This is a genomic window from Flavobacterium sp. CFS9 (genome assembly GCF_041154745.1).
Lineage (GTDB): Bacteria > Bacteroidota > Bacteroidia > Flavobacteriales > Flavobacteriaceae > Flavobacterium.
Genome location: NZ_AP031573.1, coordinates 702,199 through 718,901, shown reverse-complemented (window position 1 = coordinate 718,901; position 16,703 = coordinate 702,199). Strand labels below are relative to the sequence as shown.

Here is a 16,703-nt window from a genome sequence, read left to right as displayed (position 1 = left end):
GTTCATTGTCTTTTAGGTACAATGAAAAATCATTTCAATTGATATTGAAACGGGATTTAAAAAATTATATAAAATAGGAGGGAGGGTGAAAAGTAGCGATAGAAACCGAAATAGGTTTTTCGTCTAAAGAAGCATAAATTTTTGCTTTAGATTCTATTGGTGCTACTAATTTAAAATCGGCTGTGGTTGTATTTTGAATGTAAACGATCTCTGATTTTTCTTTCAGATTGTTTTGCATTTTTTTTTCGTTGTCGGCGTATTTTTTTAAACTTTTCTGAAGTTCGCATCGACCGTTACAGGTATTAAAAACTAATTTACGCTGCACACAAATCGTTTTTACTATCTCATCCTGATTTAATTTGAAAGAGGTATAAACAACAAAACTGCCGAATGAGGGCACTAAGAGCATACAGGAAAGAAATATGGTAAATAACTTCTTCAAGAGTAGATTTCGTTGTTTCGAATGCAAAAATACACTATAATCGTTTTTTGAACGAACAAATACTGGTTTTTTTTCAAAAAAAATAAACCCGACAGGTTTTTAAAACCTGTCGGGTTTGAGTTTTAACGATAGACGTTTTATTATTTAACGATAACCCATTCGCCTGAGGCTACTAAAGATTCCGCTTTTTTGTATTTCATAGATTCTGTTTTACCAGTTGCAACTTCCTGAACAGTTACGGTATCATTACGGTTGATTTTTGGCATATCTCTTACAATCGTTTCTGTAACCTGACGCTGTTGTGTTTCTCCAGCTTCACGGTTAATTTCTTCGCTGTTTACGATTTCGTCTTTGCTTAATTTGAAGTTTTCTTTTTGACGTACTTCTTTAGCTTCGTGAATTTCAGGAACGTTTTGAGCAGGTAAGTCACCTTTGAATAAGAATGAAATTACTTCTCTGTTAACGTTGTCTAACATTCCTCTGAACAAATTGAAAGCTTCTAATTTGTAAATAAGCAACGGATCTTTTTGCTCGTGAACGGCCAATTGAACAGATTGTTTCAATTCGTCCATTTTACGTAAGTGTTTTTTCCAGGCCTCATCAACGATAGAAAGCGTAATGTTTTTCTCGAAATCGGCAATTAACTGAGCTCCTTCGCTGTCGTATGCTTTTTTCAGATCAGTTACCACATTCAGTGTTTTGATACCGTCTGTAAACGGAACTACGATACGCTCAAAATGATTGTTTGGCTCTTCGTAAACTCCTTTAATGATTGGGAAAGCTTCTCTGGCACTTCTTTCTGTTTTTTCAGTATAGAAAGCTAAAGTCTCTTTGTATATTTTTCCTGTAATTTCGATGTCTGATAATTTCGTGAAATCAGCTTCAGAAATTGGAGAAGTGATAGAGAAATAACGGATCAGATCAAATTCGAAAGTTTTGAAATCATTAGCCGCTTTATTTTGACTTACGATTAGTTCGCAGGTATCATAAAGCATGTTGGCGATATCCAGTTTCAAACGCTCACCAAATAAAGCATGACGACGACGTTTGTATACTACTTCACGTTGAGAATTCATTACGTCATCATATTCTAATAAACGCTTACGAACACCAAAGTTGTTTTCTTCTACTTTCTTTTGTGCACGCTCAATAGATTTCGTCATCATAGAATGCTGAATTACTTCACCTTCCTGAAGTCCCATTCTGTCCATCACTTTAGCTACTCTTTCAGAACCAAATAAACGCATAAGGTTGTCTTCAAGAGAAACATAAAACTGAGAACTTCCCGGATCTCCCTGACGTCCTGCACGACCACGTAACTGTCTGTCTACACGACGAGAGTCATGACGCTCTGTACCCACGATGGCTAAACCTCCTGCTGCTTTTACTTCCGGAGATAATTTAATATCGGTACCACGACCGGCCATGTTGGTTGCAATTGTTACTACTCCTGCTTTACCTGCTTCTTCAACAATTTGAGCCTCTTGTTTGTGCATTTTAGCATTCAAAACGTTGTGTGTAACGCCTCTCATCTTCAACATACGGCTTAATAACTCTGAAATCTCTACAGATGTTGTTCCAATCAAAACAGGTCTTCCTGCATTTGATAATTGTGTTACGTCTTCAATAACCGCGTTGAATTTCTCACGTGTGGTTTTGTAGATATAATCTTCTTTGTCTTGTCTTGCAATCGGACGGTTGGTTGGAATTTCAACAACGTCTAATTTGTAAATCTGCCATAACTCGCCAGCTTCTGTAACAGCTGTTCCGGTCATACCACCTAGTTTGCTGTACATTCTGAAATAATTCTGTAATGTAACCGTTGCAAAAGTTTGTGTAGCCGCTTCGATTTTTACATTTTCTTTAGCTTCGATCGCCTGGTGTAAACCATCAGAATAACGACGGCCATCCATGATACGGCCAGTTTGCTCATCGACAATCATAATTTTGTTGTCCATGATTACGTATTCTACATCTTTTTCAAAAAGAGCGTATGCTTTCAAAAGTTGAGTAAGGGTGTGAATACGCTCGCTTTTTACTCCAAAATCCTGGAATAATCTTTCTTTAGCTTCTGCTTCACCGTCTTTGTCCAGTTTTTGCTTTTCGATAGCAGCAATTTCAGTTCCGATATCCGGAAGTACGAAAAAGTCAGGATCAGTATCTCCTGAAAGGTATTGGATACCATTATCCGTCAATTCAACCTGATTGTTTTTTTCTTCAATTACAAAATACAAAGCTTCGTCCACTTTGTGCATTTCGCGATTGTTATCCTGCATGTATTGATTTTCGGTTTTTTGAAGCAATTGTTTGATTCCTTCTTCACTCAAAAATTTAATTAATGCTTTATTTTTAGGTAAACTTCTGTAAGCTCTTAACAATAAGAATCCACCTTCTTTAGTGTTTCCTTCTTTGATTAATTTTTTAGCTTCTGCTAAGAAACCGTTTGCCAACTGACGTTGTTGCGCTACTAAGTTTTCGATTTTTGGTTTCAGCTCATTAAATTCATGACGATCTCCCTGAGGAACCGGTCCTGAAATAATAAGAGGTGTTCTGGCGTCATCAATCAATACAGAATCAACCTCATCGACAATAGCATAGTTGTGTTTTCTTTGTACTAAATCGCTTGGCGAATGTGCCATGTTATCTCTTAAATAGTCAAAACCAAATTCGTTGTTGGTTCCGTAAGTGATATCGGCGTCGTATGCTTTCTTTCTTTGTTCAGTACTTGGCTGGTGATTATCGATACAATCAACCGTTAAACCGTGGAATTCAAATAAAGGTGCTTTCCATGTACTATCACGTTTAGCAAGGTAATCATTCACCGTTACTAAGTGAACTCCGTTTCCGGTCAAAGCATTTAAGTAAAGTGGCAGGGTAGCTACTAAAGTTTTACCTTCTCCTGTTTGCATCTCGGCAACTTTACCTTCGTGCAATACCATACCACCAATTAACTGAACATCATAGTGAATCATGTCCCAGGTAATGTCTTTTCCGGCTGCATTCCATTTGTTAGCCCAGATCGATTTTTCGCCTTCTATAACAATGTATGGTTTTGTTGCCGAAAATTCGCGGTCTTTTGGAGTTGCAGTAACTTCGATATGAGAGTTTTCTTTGAAACGTCTTGCGGTTTCTTTTACTACAGAGAAAGCTTCAGGAAGAATTTCCATTAAAGTTTTTTCTGAGATTTCGTAAGCTTCTTTTTCAAGAGTGTCAATAGCATCATAAAGATCTTCTCTTTTGTCGATGTCTTCGATGTTTTCTACTTCTGCTTTAAGCGAAGCAATTTTAGCATCTTTATCAGCTCTGGCTTCTTTTATTCTTTCCTTAAAAAATACAGTTCTGGCCCTTAATTCGTCGTGAGACAAACTCATTAAGCTGGTTTCGAATGTTTTAATTTTGTTTAAGTAAGGCTGTAAAGCTTTGACATCTTTCTGTGATTTATCACCTACAAAGACTTTAATAATACTGTTTATGAAACTCATGATTTATTGTATTTCTATTTTATGTAAATGTGTATTTGAACCAAAAAAAAAGCCTCGGTGATGAGACTTTTTTCTTTGGTTTATTTTTTAATATTCATCCTCATTCCAAAGATAATCTTCGTCTGTTGGATAATCTGGCCAAATTTCTTCCATTGATTCATATATCTCGCCTTCATCTTCAATCGACTGAAGGTTTTCTACTACTTCTAACGGAGCACCAGCTCTAATAGCGTAGTCAATAAGTTCATCTTTGTTAGCAGGCCATGGCGCATCACTTAAATAAGATGCTAATTCTAATGTCCAATACATCTGTTATCTGTTTAGTTTTGTGCAAAAATAAATTTTTTACTGAAAAAGACAAGTAAAATTTAATTTATTTTAATAAAATTTAAGAACGTCGTCTTTAAATTCCAAAAGTTAAATTCCAAATACCAAAAAATGGAGATGAAATCTTGTTGCTTTTTGTTGGAATTTGGGATTTTAAGAATTGGAATTTCCAGAAAATTTATTTTCTGGGGATCCATTTTACTTCCTCCGCGTTTAGATCTGAGGACAACTTCCGTGCCAAGACAAAAAGGTAGTCAGAAAGTCGGTTTAAGTACTGAATTGCGATTTCAGGAACAGCTTCATTATGACTTAAATGTACTGCCAAACGCTCAGCGCGGCGACAAATACAACGTGCTATATGACAATGTGACACAGTGGGATGCCCTCCAGGTAAAACAAAATGAGTCATTTGTGGAAGACTTTCTTCCATTTGATCAATTTCATTTTCTAATAATTCGATATCTGTATCGATAATTCCGAGATTTTTTAAGCGAAGTTCTCCATTTTTAAGAACCTCTTTTTCTGCCGGAGTAGCCAAAATGGCACCAACGGTAAACAGACGATCCTGAATTTCGATTAAAATAGTCTTATAATGTGCATCCATTTCCTGATCGCGAATCAATCCTATATAAGAGTTTAGTTCGTCAACAGTGCCGTAACTGTCAATTCGGATATGGTCTTTGGGAACACGGTCACCGCCAAAAAGTGCGGTAGTTCCTTTGTCTCCCGTTTTTGTATATACTTTCATTTTTTTAAAGGTGCTAAGATGCTAAGGTTCTGAGGTACTAAGGTTTTTTTTGCGATTAAACAATTAATCAACTAAACGAGTTAATCTCTTTTTTGGTATCGCTTTCAATTAATCCGTCTCTTAAGCGTATTACGCGATGTGCATAGGCCGCAATGTCTTCCTCATGTGTTACCAGAATTACGGTGTTTCCCTGTGCGTGAATATCGCCAAAGAGCTTCATGATCTCAACAGAAGTTTTACTGTCTAAGTTTCCAGTTGGCTCATCGGCCAAAATAATAGAGGGTTTATTGACCAAAGCTCGTGCGATGGCAACACGCTGACGCTGTCCTCCCGATAGCTGGTTGGGCTGATGATCCATACGGTCGGCAAGATTTACCTGCTTTAAAACTTCTTCGGCTCTTTTAACGCGGTCGGCTTTTGAATAACCGGCATAAATCATAGGCAATGCAACATTGTCTAAAGCTGTAGTTCTCGGCAGCAGATTAAAAGTCTGAAATACAAAACCAATTTCTTTGTTTCGAATTTCAGCCAGCTCATCATCACGCATCTGACTGACATCTTTTCCGTTCAATACGTATTGTCCGGAAGTTGGCGTATCCAAACAACCCAGTAAATTCATTAAAGTTGATTTTCCGGATCCGGATGGGCCCATTAGAGCCACATATTCCCCTTTGTTGATTTGCAGGTCGATTCCTTTTAAAACATAAACAATTTCATTACCCAGAACGAAATCTCGTTTGATGTTGGTTATTTTAATTAATGGATTTGCCATTTCGATTTACAATTTTGGATTTAAATGTACAAAAGACTTTTCAATAAAAGTATGAGTAGTCGAGATTTGGTTTTTGTTACAAATTGTCTTTTGTTTTTTGTTCCTCTGAGAATAATCAAAAAACATATCTTTTTTTGACAGAAGAGCGTTATGTTATTTTTGATAAATTTTGCATAATTAACATTAAATCTTGTGTTTTATAGTTTTAATATGTTTTTAATGTTTAAAAGGTGATAATTGTGTAATTTTTTATAGCAGGTTTTAGGTAGATTTGTTAAGATAGTAACTAAAACAACTAAGATTATGAAAAATATATCATTATTATCCGGAATTGCGGTAATCGCATTAGGTTTTGTATCCTGTAAAGATGAAAAACAAGAACAGGCCGAAAAAACAATCGATTCTTATGTTGCCTATGTCGACTCTGTTAAAAATGTTAAGGCTGATGATTTAAAGGCTGATTGGAAAGCGGTTGAAGCCGAGTATGAAAAAAGAGCTGCGAACGCTCAACTGGCACTTGCTGATATTAAAGAAAATAATGCCGCGACAGAGAAAATAAATACGAGTAAGATCAAATATGAAGAATTTAGAAATAATATGGTGACAATTCTTGCTCCTCCGGCCCCAAGTCCAAAACAGCAATTGCGTAATGCTTTATTTGGTGAAGGAAAGATTGGAGAAGATATGAGTTTTGCCTGGGTGAATGCTAAAAATATTCATAGTGTTTACCAACAGTTTGTGCATACGGTAGAAAAAAATAAAGACAGTTACTCCCGTGAAGACTGGGACGAAATTAAATTGATGTATGAAGCACTTGACAGCCGAAAAAATACAGTAGAAAAAGAAGGCTTAACAGGCGAAGACAATCGTAAAATTGCCGGTCTGAAATTAAAATTTGCGCCAATGTATACTTTAAATAGAATGGGAGCAAAGTCTGAAGAAACGGCAGCGGCCAAGAAGTAAGTTTTAAAATTTTGAATTAGTAAAAAAATGGCAGCCGGAAATGGTTGCCATTTTTGTATCTACTATTTTGTAAATTATTAGGATTGAAATCTTTTTAAATCTTCTAAAAAAATAGGCCAGATAGTATTTTTAAACTGACTTCTGAAAAAACCAAAATGACCTATATCTTTTACGCCAAATTCTTCCGCTTTTAAATGAATTCTGCTTACTTCAGATTTTTTAAATTTGGAAGCAATCCAATCAATTGCCGATACAGTGGCATAAAAATCATTGTCGATACTATAAGATTTAATGCTGCAGTTTATTTTATCGTAATGTTCTTTTGCATTTTCGATGCAGTCAAAATGATAGTTGGGTTTCTTACACCATTTGGCCCATTCAATCGCCATTCCTTTTGGCAAATCTTCCATTCGGGTGAAGTGACTGGAAGGGAGATAATTGAAGATTTTGGTAAAAGAAGGTATAACGGCGTACCACAAAAACTGCATTTTTAATCGGTCAAATCCTTTCCAATGAATCCAGCTTCCGGATTGTGATGCGACCATTATAATGCCATCAAACAAATTATTAGAAGGGACTAAACCAATAAGCTGACCGCCAATGCTATGTGTAATGACAAATAATTTGCTGTCAGGATTTTTTTCTTTGACGTACTTGACTACGGTTTCGAAATCATTTTTTGCCCAATCAGAAGCGGTAGTTTTAAATTTAGAAAGCGGTACGGACTTTGAATCGCCAATTCCGCCATAATCAAAAGTAAAAACAGAATAATGGTTTTCGGAAAGATAGGTTGCGAAATTGTAATAATAATTTTGTTTAACACCAGTCGCCGAAGCTATAATCACACAATTGTTGCTTGGAGTTGCGGACTTAAATTCTGTTACAGCTATCGGGTATTGTAAAGGGGTGTTGATTTTTATTGCATTCATAAATGTATAATTATAGAATGTAATAAAAGTATCATTTTAAAGTCATTTGTCAAACGCGAATGACAAAATGTTCTTTTTCCTGTTCGTATCTGAAAAAGACAAATCCCCATTGAAAGGTGTCTATAGTGACTTTTACTTTTGGATGATTTTTGATTTTGTCCCAGGCTTCTTCCATTTCCGGAGACCAATGAATGTCGTCAAAGATCCAAACCGAATCATTGTTGATTGTTGGTAATAAAAGCTCAAAATAGGCTAAAGTCGCTTTTTCGGAATGATTTCCGTCGAAATAGATTAAATCGAAGTTTTCAGTCTCCGTTTTTAGTCTCCGTTGAATATCCTGAAGATAGTTTTCGAATTCTGTCACAATCGAATTGATATTCAAACAATCAAACTCCGTAAATTGATTTTGGGCAACATTTGCCGTATTCGGACAGCCTTCTAATGTAATAACTTTTGCTTTTGGATTTCCTAAAGCCAAAGCCGCAGTGGCCAAACCCAATGATGTTCCGATTTCTAAAACATTCTCAGGCTGAAAATAATTAGTGACACGAAATAATAACTCGGCTCGTTTTGGAGAAATTCCCGCTGTTGAAGCAATTTTTGAAATTTGTCTTCTGTTGGATTTAAAAACTTTCGAACCCGCTCCGAAATCCGTTACTTCAATGAAGTTTTTATTTTCTAAAAGTGATTTTCGGTACTTTTTAAGAACCTGATATTCTGGTTTTGGCTTTCTGTCGTAAAAACATTTTGTCAATAGATGGAATACAAACGGAGAATGAACAGCATGCTCGTTTTTAGAGTTCCAAAGAAATTTGAGATATGATTTTATTGAATGTACCATTTTTTTGTTTCGCAGAGATTCACAGAAATACGCAAAGATTCACCAAAAAAAAGCTTTGCGTGGCTCAGTGTTTTTTTAGTGAATCTCTGTGTAATTGTTTGAGTATTCGATTCTAAATTAAAGCCGTTAGTTGATCCTTACAAGATTATTTAGCCGACTTATTTTTACTTATTGATCTTTTGTAATTTAACATCAAAAATAAGAACAGCACCTCCCGGAATCCTTTGATTTCCTTTACTGCCATAGCCCAAATGTGAAGGAATAAGAAGAATTCCGCTTCCGCCTTCTTTGAAATAAGGAATACCTTCTGTCCAGCCTTTTATAACTTCATCTAAATAGAACGAAATTCCATCTGAATTACTTTGATCGAATACTGTTCCATTAGTAAAAGAGCCTCTGTAAGCTACAGTTACATTAGATTTTGCCGTTGGCTGAGCCCCGGTTCCCGGAACGTCAATAACATAGTATAGTCCAGTGCTGGTTTTTTGTGCTGTTAGTTTATTTTTTGCAATATAATCTGTAATCTCTTTTTCGTTTTGAGCGGTGTAATCTTTTTCTTTTTCATCTTTTGAGCAAGAAACAAAAAGGACTACAGCAAGTAGTGAAATTAAAAGGTATTTCATAGAATAATAATGTAATAGGGTGTTTATAAAGTCGCTAATATAAGGAAATACTATGCGTTTTGTTACACAGAGATTCGCAAAGAATTCACAAAGAAGAGGAAAAAAAATTTCGTGCGACTCTGTGAATTCTTTTGTGTAGCTCTGCGGAATAACTATCCTTCAATCTTAGCCGAAAGCTCAAACCAGCGTTCTTCTTTCTGATCTATTTTATTGATGATATTTTGCAGTTCATTAGCTTTTTTCTCGATATCAGTATCTGCAACTTTTCCGTCAGAGAATAATTGTTCGATTTTAGTTTTTTCGATTTCTAAATCTTTGATTTCTCTTTCCAGTTTCTGATATTCCTTTTGCTCGTTGAAACTTAGATTTCCGGTTGGATTATTTTGTTTCCAGTCTTTCTTTTCGGCTTTGTTTTCTTCTTTTTGAGCCACATCGGCACTGTCTTCGTAAGCTCTGAAATCAGAATAGTTTCCGGGGAAGTTTTCAATTTCACCTTGTCCTCTGAAGACAAATAAATGATCGACAATTTTATCCATGAAATAACGGTCGTGCGAAACTACCAGCAAGCATCCCGGATAATCCAAAAGAAAGCTTTCTAAAACGTTTAGCGTCACAATATCTAAATCGTTCGTAGGCTCATCTAAAATTAAAAAGTTAGGATTCTGAATCAGAACAGTACATAAATACAAACGTTTTAACTCTCCACCACTTAATTTGTCAACGTAATCATACTGTTTTTTGGCATCAAAAAGAAAACGCTCCAACAATTGAGAAGCCGATATAATTTTACCTTTGGCTAACGGAATATACTCTCCGTATTCTTTGATAACGTCAATAACTCTTTGTCCCGGTTTCGGATTGATTCCGCTTTGCGTGTAATAACCAATTTTGATGGTATCGCCTTTTACCACACGGCCACTGTCCGGAGGAATCGTTCCCGTAAGAAGATTTAGAAAAGTAGATTTTCCGGTTCCGTTTTTACCAATAATTCCAATTCTCTCGCCACGCTGGAAATCAAAACTTAAATTGTCCAGAATAACGCGATCTTTGAATTTTTTAGAAAGTTTGTGAAGCTCGATAATTTTGCTTCCCATACGCTCCATATTAATTTCAAGCTCTACCTTATTTTCTTTACGACGGCTTTGCGCTTTTTCTTTGATCACGTAAAAATCGTCCTGACGAGACTTTGATTTGGTTGTTCTCGCTTTTGGCTGACGGCGCATCCATTCTAATTCTTTAACGAATAAGTTTTTAGCCTTGTCAATACTGGCATTTTCAGAAGTAATTCGTTCCTCTTTTTTCTCTAAATAGTAAGAGTAATTTCCTTTGTACTGGTATAATTTTCCGTTGTCTAACTCGATGATTTCGTTACAAACACGTTCTAAAAAGAAACGGTCGTGCGTTACCATAAACAGTGTAATATTTTCTTTGGCAAAATAACTTTCCAGCCATTCGATCATTTCTAAATCAAGGTGGTTGGTTGGCTCATCCAGAATCAGTAAATCCGGACGATTGATTAAGATGATAGCCAAAGAAAGACGTTTTTTTTGTCCACCCGATAGATTTTTTACTTTTAGTTTAAAATCCTCCAGTTTTAATTTGAATAAAATCTGCTTGTATTGTGTTTCAAAATCCCATGCATTGTGCTGATCCATGGCATCAAAAGCTTTTTGGTAAGCTTCTTCGTCATTTGGATTCTCAAGCGCTTTTTCGTAAGCTTCAATTACTTTAAGCGTTTCATTATCAGAAGCAAAAATACTTTCTTCGATAGTCAATTCGCCCTGTAGGTTATTGTCCTGAGAAAGAAAAGCCATTCGGATGCCTTTTCTTAGAACTACCTGTCCTGTATCGGGTTCGTCCAAACCATTAATAATGCTCATAATGGTCGTTTTTCCGGAACCATTTTTTGCGATGAAGGCAATTTTTTGATCTTTATTGATTCCAAAAGAGATGTTTTCGAATAAGGTTTTTTCGCCAAATGATTTGGATATGTTTTCTACAGATAGGTAATTCACTTTGTATATTGTAAGTTATAAATTATGAGTTATGAGTATTTTAGAAAGCATAACTTTTTGCAAAAGTAAACTTTTATCTTACGATTTGCGAATTGTTAATCTTATTTAAGTTGAGTAAGACAAACTTAATTACTTAGATTTGTGATCAAAATTGTTTTATGTACTCGATATTCAATGCAATAATTTGCGGTGCAGCATTTTTACTGACATTTATAATATTTGTAAATCAAAATAAGATCAATATAAAAGCCAATCGCTGGTTTGGATCTTTTATCGGCTGTATTTTTTTAATCGTACTTGAAAATGTTGTTGTAGACGGCAAAGTACTCAGAGAAGATGATATTCTGAATCAATTAATAAACATCTCCAGTTTTGTTGTTGCTCCGGTATTTTATCTAAGTGTGAGCTATTATATCGAGCCCATTAGAAAATGGAAAGCAATGGATTATTTGCATTTTAGTTTCGCTTTCCTGGTCTTTATTCTTCTTATGAGTTCCTGGGTAATAGACGACAACCATAAACCCGAAGATATAAGTCCGGAAATTGTACAGAAAACCATAGCCATATTTAATTTTATTTTCAGCCTGTACGTTTTTATTTATTGTTTTCTGGCTTATCAAAAAATTGTTAAACATGAAAAAACGATTAAACTTTTAAATTCTACTTCTGAGAATCTGGATTTAAAATGGTTGAAAAATATTATTGTCGGCGTTATTTTTATCACGATTTTTTGGATTCTGGATATTGTGTTTCAAATTTCGGAGGGAAACAAAACTTTTGATATTCTAACAAGTTTGATTTATTTTTCAAGTATTCTTTACATCACGTATTACTGGCAGAAGCAAAAAGAAATTTTTCCTTATTCATTAAAAGAGAAAGAAGAAATAGAAAATATTATTGTTGAAACTTCTCTTCCGGAAAGCAAAAGAAAACAATTATTGACTCCTGAAGAATTGGAAGAACAAAAAAGCAGGTTGTTACAATTAATGAATACCGAAAAACCTTTTTTAGACTTTGATTTGAGCTTGGTAAAATTGGCTTCTTTTATGAATGTATCGACACATATTCTTTCCTATGTAATCAATAACGGATGTAATGAAAATTTCTATCAATTTGTAAACAGATATAGAATTGAAGAAGCAAAAAAACTTATGGCCAATTCTGAAATGGATCGTTTAAGTTTACTTGGAATTGGATTTTCTGTAGGTTTTAATTCAAAAACTGTTTTTAATACCACATTTAAAAAACTGACCGGACAAACTCCCTCAGAATATAAGAAACAAATAGGTTCTGCTTTATAAACCCGAACGACCAGCCTTTGTTTTTACGAGATTTTTGCTGAAAATTTTAATCTTAAAGAAATGAAATCAGCAAAAAACAGTATTGTAAAAATGAGTCTAAGTTTATTCTTTGTATTTACTTCCTGCGACAAAGACAATGACACTTTAAAGAATGACAACGGAACAGTAAAAGAAACAAAAGTCGATTTAGGGACTCATAAAGTAATGACTTATTCGATTATTCATAACACAAAATATTTGATTGTTTTTGAATCCGGACTTGGAGATGGACATTCGGTTTGGGACGAAAAAAAAATACCGGCACAATTAAACGCCAAATTAGATATTGTAAGTTATGACAGAGCCGGTTATGGGAAATCTGAAAAAGATACAAAACCAAGAAATATAAATCAATTAAGAAGTGAACTCGAAACTGTAATTAATAATTTTTCGAATGGTAGAAAAGTTATTCTTGTCGGACATTCGCTTGGTGGAATGATTATTAGAGATTATGCGGTTAAAAATCCTTCTAAAGTTGTCGGATTATTATTTATAGATCCATCACACGAATATTACAATCAGCCTTCGCAAGAGGAGGAGGATATGCTTTATAATCTTTTTAAGACCAATTTTGGAGAAAATTTTGGAGGAACACTCGAAGCCAGAGAAATAATAGAAGATTCTCAATATATGGCGACACTTCCACATTTGCCAAATATTCCTGTAATTGTAATTTCGAGCTTAAAAGTCGATGCCTCTACTTCTGAATCAGATAAACAAAAATGGTTTAAGGCGCATGAATTATTAAAAGAAGGAGTTTCTGATTTTACACACGTTTCGACTACAAAATCCGGACATTACATTATGTACGATGAGCCAAATTTGGTAATTGATAATTTTAATTTGCTTTTATCTAAAATTAAATAAAAAGATTTTGCGGGATTTGGTTTTAATACAAAATAAATTCCGCAAAAGTTTTATTGATGAATATAGGAATTCAGCAAAGAACTCAAATCAAAATAATGAAGCTGTTGAGGTACATAAAGGATTGGTTTTCGAACAAGGGATTCATTGGTTAGATAATAATGCAGACCGTCAAGAGTTGCAATTCCTTCTATTTGATGGAAGGGAAGTTTCAGCTTAATCCTTCGTTTGTTTCCTGAAAGAAAATCGGTGTTTTTGAAATCGTACAAAAGATACAAAAAGGGCTTTCCAAGTTTAGAGTACCCACAAAGAACAATTGTTTTTTTAGATTCTAAATATGTTGCTCCAGTTACTAAGCCTTTTGTATTTAAGGTATGTTTTAGCCGTGCAACGTGAGTACCTGATTGGTTAGGTAAAACATAAATATTGGTTTTAGAGGCTTTCCATTGTTTGATAAACAAATAAATACTGTCTTTGGACACGATGAATGCCTCGCAGTCAAAATTAGTGGTGTTTGGCTTTTTAGCTGAAAAATCAGTTTGGTCGGAGTATTGAAAGGAGATTTTTTCAATTGCCGGATTTCCTTCCAGGAACGATTTTTTCTCTATTTTTAAGATGTTCAGATCGGTTCTGTTACCAGAGTAGTTATTTCCAAAATCGCCAAGATACAGGAAAGAACTATCTTGTGAGATCTCTTCCCAGTCGTGATTGGTGACCTGTTTCAGAATCACTTTTTTTTGAATTTTCCCCAACGAATCCAATCCGTATATGGTGGTGTCATGATCGTCGTTGTGCGTCCAAAGTAACTTATTGAAAGCAATTAATCCCGAGGTTTCTTTGATAGAATCACTGAGGAGTTTAGAATACTGCGGTTTTAGATGGATATTTTTATAACTGCAGCTTCCGTCGTTAATTGTTGCGCTGGGGTTATAATTTTTAGAAAGTGGATCTGTACAGCCTAAAATCTGTGCATGGGCAAAAGATACAGTGAGGCAAAAACATAAAAAGGTCTTAATCATGGTCTGCAATATTAAATTTGCATGACATAAAAGTAAACTTTTAAAGATAGACTTTAAATAATGTTGGAAAATATAATTAAAAGACTATTTTGCACTACTAATTTTTAACTGATTTTTAATCAGGTTTTATTTCGTTTAAGTAAGAATAAATCCAAAGTATGGAAATTTTACAGAAACTGTCGCATTATCGTTTTTCGCGCTATTTCAAGCTTTTATTTGTTTGCGTTGATGTTGTATTGCTAAATTTAGCTACAGTACTTTCTGCGTTCACAAGGTTTGGTAGTTTAGATAAGCTTTTATTAAAAGAAGAGCGTACAGTTTCATTATTGGCAATTTTAATTTGGGTAGCCTTATTGTTTCAAAATGATTCTAATAGAAGTGTAAGAGTAGAACCCATAGAATCCATATTGGTCAGAACCGTTAAGAAATTAGTGATTCACGCGGCTTTGATTTCTATTTTTGTGGTGTATCTCAAATACAATGATATCTCAAGGCTCAGACTGCTTTCTTTTTATTTGATTTTTTTCGGATTGTTGATGATCTCCCGCTATTTGTCCATGAAACTTTTAAAATACATCAGGAGTCGCGGATATAATTTTAAAACATTTGTTATTGTCGGAGCAAACGAGTCTGGAGAAAGAATCCGTAAAATATTAGCAAAAGATTTGACTTACGGTTATAGATTTTTAGGCTTTTTTGATGAGAGGAAGAATACTTCAATTGTTGATCCTGCTGCTGTGTTAGGTGATTTTAATGCTATTCATAAATTTGTTGTCGAAAGAAAGGTCGACGAAATGTATGTGGCACTGCATATTGATCAGATTGAGATTATTAATAAACTGACACAGATTTGTGAGCAAAACATGGTGCGTATAAAGTTTATTCCGGATTTTCAATTGTACACAAAGTCCAGTAAAGTAGAAGTTACGTTTTATGAAAATACACCCGTTTTGATGTTTCGGACAGAACCTTTGGAGTTTGCCGTGAACCGACTGGTGAAAAAAGCATTTGATATTATTTTTTCACTTTCCGTAATCGTATTGGTATTTCCGTGGCTGTTTCCGATTATCATGCTGATCATTAAAATTGAATCGCCGGGACCTGTATTTTTCAAGCAGGAAAGATCGGGGCGAGATAACCGATCGTTTATGTGTTACAAGTTCAGGAGCATGCGGGTTAATGGTCTGGCCCATAAAAAACAAGCAGAAAGAGGAGATAGTCGTGTCACAAAATTCGGCTCTTTTATTCGTAAAACAAGTATTGATGAATTACCACAATTTTTCAATGTTTTTTTAGGCGACATGTCGGTGGTAGGACCAAGACCTCATATGGTAAATCTCGCTAAAGAATACAGCGATTTGATTAATAATTATTTAGTACGCCAGTATGCCAAACCGGGAATTACCGGTTGGGCACAGGTAAATGGTTACCGTGGAGAAACCAAAGAGTTAGTCGATATGGAAAACAGAGTCGAATACGACATTTGGTATATCGAAAACTGGAGCCTGATGCTGGATATTAAAATCATTATAAAAACAATCATCAATATCGTAAATGGAGAAGAAAACGCGTATTAGTATGCTCTAGAATTTAAAAAAATGATTGTTGGCAATTACTTCTTTTAAGTTGGCAATACTGTCGATTTTTATTTTCTGATCAAAAGCCCTGATGTGATTCATGTGATGCACGTCGGTTCCGGTAAAATCATACATTCCTTTTTTAAGAAGTTCTTCAGCGGTTTTACAAATGTACTCTCCATAATAACCCACTACAGCCAATAAGTTTAACTGAAACAGGCATCCGGCCTTTTTTAGTTTTTCATATTCATTGAAATCCTTTCGATAATACAAATAGCGTTCCGGATGTGCCAGAACCGGAATATATCCTGCTACCTGCAGCTCAAAAAGAGTTTTATACAGGTGGATAGGGGCATTTTGATACGAAATCTCTACCAGTACATAATTGTCTTTTAAAGTGAGAAGTTTTTCATTTTTAAAATGATTTTCAAACCAGTCATCGATAAAATATTCTGCAGCAGCCTGAAAAGGGATCTGAATGTGGTTTTCCTCCAATAAAAGTTTAGTTTCTTCCCGTTTTGCGGTAATAATTTGAGCCGAATTATTCCAGACATAATGATTGATATGCGGAGTGGTGGTAAATTGCGAAATTCCCATTTCCTGAAACGCACGGACAAGCTTTATGGTATCGGCTATGGTTTTTGCACCATCGTCAATTCCGTGTAATACATGTGAGTGAATATCAACGTAAGGATCAGAAAGCAGCTCTTTTAAAAGAGGTTTTGATTTAAAAAAGGATAACATGTTGCAAAAGTATGCAA

15 protein-coding genes are annotated in these 16,703 nt (G+C 34.9%); 4 read left to right on the top strand and 11 right to left on the bottom strand.

Annotated features, from left to right (window positions below; all coding sequences use genetic code 11):
* Positions 1-64 precede the first annotated feature (64 nt).
* The 5 genes from ACAM30_RS03005 to ACAM30_RS02985 all read right to left on the bottom strand — a co-directional run bounded on the left by ACAM30_RS03005 (position 65) and on the right by ACAM30_RS02985 (position 5,771).
* The gene (locus ACAM30_RS03005; protein ID WP_369617180.1) at positions 65-409 is read right to left on the bottom strand and encodes a hypothetical protein; all 345 of its coding nucleotides are present in this window, start codon (positions 407-409) and stop codon (positions 65-67) included.
* 173 nt (positions 410-582) lie between these two features.
* Positions 583-3,924 carry a preprotein translocase subunit SecA gene (gene secA, locus ACAM30_RS03000; RefSeq protein ID WP_369617179.1) on the bottom strand — a complete coding sequence of 1,114 codons (3,342 nt, stop codon included), beginning with the start codon at positions 3,922-3,924 and terminating at the stop codon, positions 583-585.
* Between the two features lie 87 nt (positions 3,925-4,011).
* Positions 4,012-4,233 (bottom strand): DUF2795 domain-containing protein, encoded by a 222-nt coding sequence (locus tag ACAM30_RS02995; protein WP_007138072.1) that lies wholly within the window; start codon positions 4,231-4,233, stop codon positions 4,012-4,014.
* A 196-nt stretch (positions 4,234-4,429) separates the two neighbouring features.
* Positions 4,430-4,999, bottom strand: coding sequence for a cob(I)yrinic acid a,c-diamide adenosyltransferase (locus tag ACAM30_RS02990; RefSeq protein ID WP_369617178.1), 570 nt, complete (start codon positions 4,997-4,999; stop codon positions 4,430-4,432).
* Between the two features lie 67 nt (positions 5,000-5,066).
* Positions 5,067-5,771: an ABC transporter ATP-binding protein gene (locus tag ACAM30_RS02985; RefSeq protein WP_369617177.1), complete on the bottom strand. Its 705-nt coding sequence runs from the start codon at positions 5,769-5,771 to the stop codon at positions 5,067-5,069.
* Between the two features lie 303 nt (positions 5,772-6,074).
* Between ACAM30_RS02985 and ACAM30_RS02980 the strand changes: the two genes are divergently transcribed.
* Positions 6,075-6,734, top strand: a complete 660-nt coding sequence (locus ACAM30_RS02980; protein ID WP_017495158.1) for a DUF6565 domain-containing protein — start codon at positions 6,075-6,077, stop codon at positions 6,732-6,734.
* A 77-nt stretch (positions 6,735-6,811) separates the two neighbouring features.
* On the opposite strand, the gene ACAM30_RS02975 is transcribed toward ACAM30_RS02980, so the two are convergent.
* From ACAM30_RS02975 to ACAM30_RS02960, 4 genes are all read right to left on the bottom strand, one after another.
* Positions 6,812-7,663, bottom strand: a complete 852-nt coding sequence (locus ACAM30_RS02975) for an alpha/beta fold hydrolase (protein ID WP_369617176.1) — start codon at positions 7,661-7,663, stop codon at positions 6,812-6,814.
* Between the two features lie 49 nt (positions 7,664-7,712).
* A complete protein-coding gene (locus ACAM30_RS02970) occupies positions 7,713-8,504 on the bottom strand; it encodes a class I SAM-dependent methyltransferase (RefSeq protein WP_369617175.1) in 792 nt (263 codons plus the stop codon).
* Between the two features lie 164 nt (positions 8,505-8,668).
* The gene (locus tag ACAM30_RS02965) at positions 8,669-9,127 is read right to left on the bottom strand and encodes an FKBP-type peptidyl-prolyl cis-trans isomerase (RefSeq protein WP_369617174.1); all 459 of its coding nucleotides are present in this window, start codon (positions 9,125-9,127) and stop codon (positions 8,669-8,671) included.
* Positions 9,128-9,279: 152 nt separating this feature from the next.
* Positions 9,280-11,142 (bottom strand): ABC-F family ATP-binding cassette domain-containing protein, encoded by a 1,863-nt coding sequence (locus ACAM30_RS02960; RefSeq protein ID WP_369617173.1) that lies wholly within the window; start codon positions 11,140-11,142, stop codon positions 9,280-9,282.
* A gap of 158 nt (positions 11,143-11,300) precedes the next feature.
* On the opposite strand from ACAM30_RS02960, the gene ACAM30_RS02955 reads away from it, so the two are divergent.
* Together ACAM30_RS02955 and ACAM30_RS02950 are read left to right on the top strand one after the other, a co-directional pair.
* Positions 11,301-12,443, top strand: coding sequence for a helix-turn-helix domain-containing protein (locus tag ACAM30_RS02955; protein ID WP_369617172.1), 1,143 nt, complete (start codon positions 11,301-11,303; stop codon positions 12,441-12,443).
* A gap of 60 nt (positions 12,444-12,503) precedes the next feature.
* Positions 12,504-13,349 (top strand): alpha/beta fold hydrolase, encoded by an 846-nt coding sequence (locus tag ACAM30_RS02950; RefSeq protein ID WP_369617171.1) that lies wholly within the window; start codon positions 12,504-12,506, stop codon positions 13,347-13,349.
* Between the two features lie 50 nt (positions 13,350-13,399).
* On the opposite strand, the gene ACAM30_RS02945 is transcribed toward ACAM30_RS02950, so the two are convergent.
* Positions 13,400-14,365, bottom strand: coding sequence for a T9SS C-terminal target domain-containing protein (locus ACAM30_RS02945; protein ID WP_369617170.1), 966 nt, complete (start codon positions 14,363-14,365; stop codon positions 13,400-13,402).
* 158 nt (positions 14,366-14,523) lie between these two features.
* On the opposite strand from ACAM30_RS02945, the gene ACAM30_RS02940 reads away from it, so the two are divergent.
* Entirely contained in the window at positions 14,524-15,942 is a 1,419-nt protein-coding gene (locus tag ACAM30_RS02940; protein ID WP_369617169.1) for an undecaprenyl-phosphate glucose phosphotransferase, read from the top strand.
* A gap of 6 nt (positions 15,943-15,948) precedes the next feature.
* On the opposite strand, the gene ACAM30_RS02935 is transcribed toward ACAM30_RS02940, so the two are convergent.
* The gene (locus ACAM30_RS02935) at positions 15,949-16,686 is read right to left on the bottom strand and encodes a tyrosine-protein phosphatase (RefSeq protein ID WP_369617168.1); all 738 of its coding nucleotides are present in this window, start codon (positions 16,684-16,686) and stop codon (positions 15,949-15,951) included.
* Positions 16,687-16,703 lie beyond the last annotated feature (17 nt).

Bases quoted from the DNA above. Each gene is read 5' to 3' on its own strand.
- ACAM30_RS03005 (WP_369617180.1), bottom strand. From the start codon at position 409: ATGCTCTTAGTGCCCTCATTCGGCAGTTTTGTTGTTTATACCTCTTTC.
- secA (WP_369617179.1), bottom strand. From the start codon at position 3,924: ATGAGTTTCATAAACAGTATTATTAAAGTCTTTGTAGGTGATAAATCA.
- ACAM30_RS02995 (WP_007138072.1), bottom strand. From the start codon at position 4,233: ATGTATTGGACATTAGAATTAGCATCTTATTTAAGTGATGCGCCATGG.
- ACAM30_RS02990 (WP_369617178.1), bottom strand. From the start codon at position 4,999: ATGAAAGTATATACAAAAACGGGAGACAAAGGAACTACCGCACTTTTT.
- ACAM30_RS02985 (WP_369617177.1), bottom strand. From the start codon at position 5,771: ATGGCAAATCCATTAATTAAAATAACCAACATCAAACGAGATTTCGTT.
- ACAM30_RS02980 (WP_017495158.1), top strand. From the start codon at position 6,075: ATGAAAAATATATCATTATTATCCGGAATTGCGGTAATCGCATTAGGT.
- ACAM30_RS02975 (WP_369617176.1), bottom strand. From the start codon at position 7,663: ATGAATGCAATAAAAATCAACACCCCTTTACAATACCCGATAGCTGTA.
- ACAM30_RS02970 (WP_369617175.1), bottom strand. From the start codon at position 8,504: ATGGTACATTCAATAAAATCATATCTCAAATTTCTTTGGAACTCTAAA.
- ACAM30_RS02965 (WP_369617174.1), bottom strand. From the start codon at position 9,127: ATGAAATACCTTTTAATTTCACTACTTGCTGTAGTCCTTTTTGTTTCT.
- ACAM30_RS02955 (WP_369617172.1), top strand. From the start codon at position 11,301: ATGTACTCGATATTCAATGCAATAATTTGCGGTGCAGCATTTTTACTG.
- ACAM30_RS02950 (WP_369617171.1), top strand. From the start codon at position 12,504: ATGAAATCAGCAAAAAACAGTATTGTAAAAATGAGTCTAAGTTTATTC.
- ACAM30_RS02945 (WP_369617170.1), bottom strand. From the start codon at position 14,365: ATGATTAAGACCTTTTTATGTTTTTGCCTCACTGTATCTTTTGCCCAT.
- ACAM30_RS02940 (WP_369617169.1), top strand. From the start codon at position 14,524: ATGGAAATTTTACAGAAACTGTCGCATTATCGTTTTTCGCGCTATTTC.
- ACAM30_RS02935 (WP_369617168.1), bottom strand. From the start codon at position 16,686: ATGTTATCCTTTTTTAAATCAAAACCTCTTTTAAAAGAGCTGCTTTCT.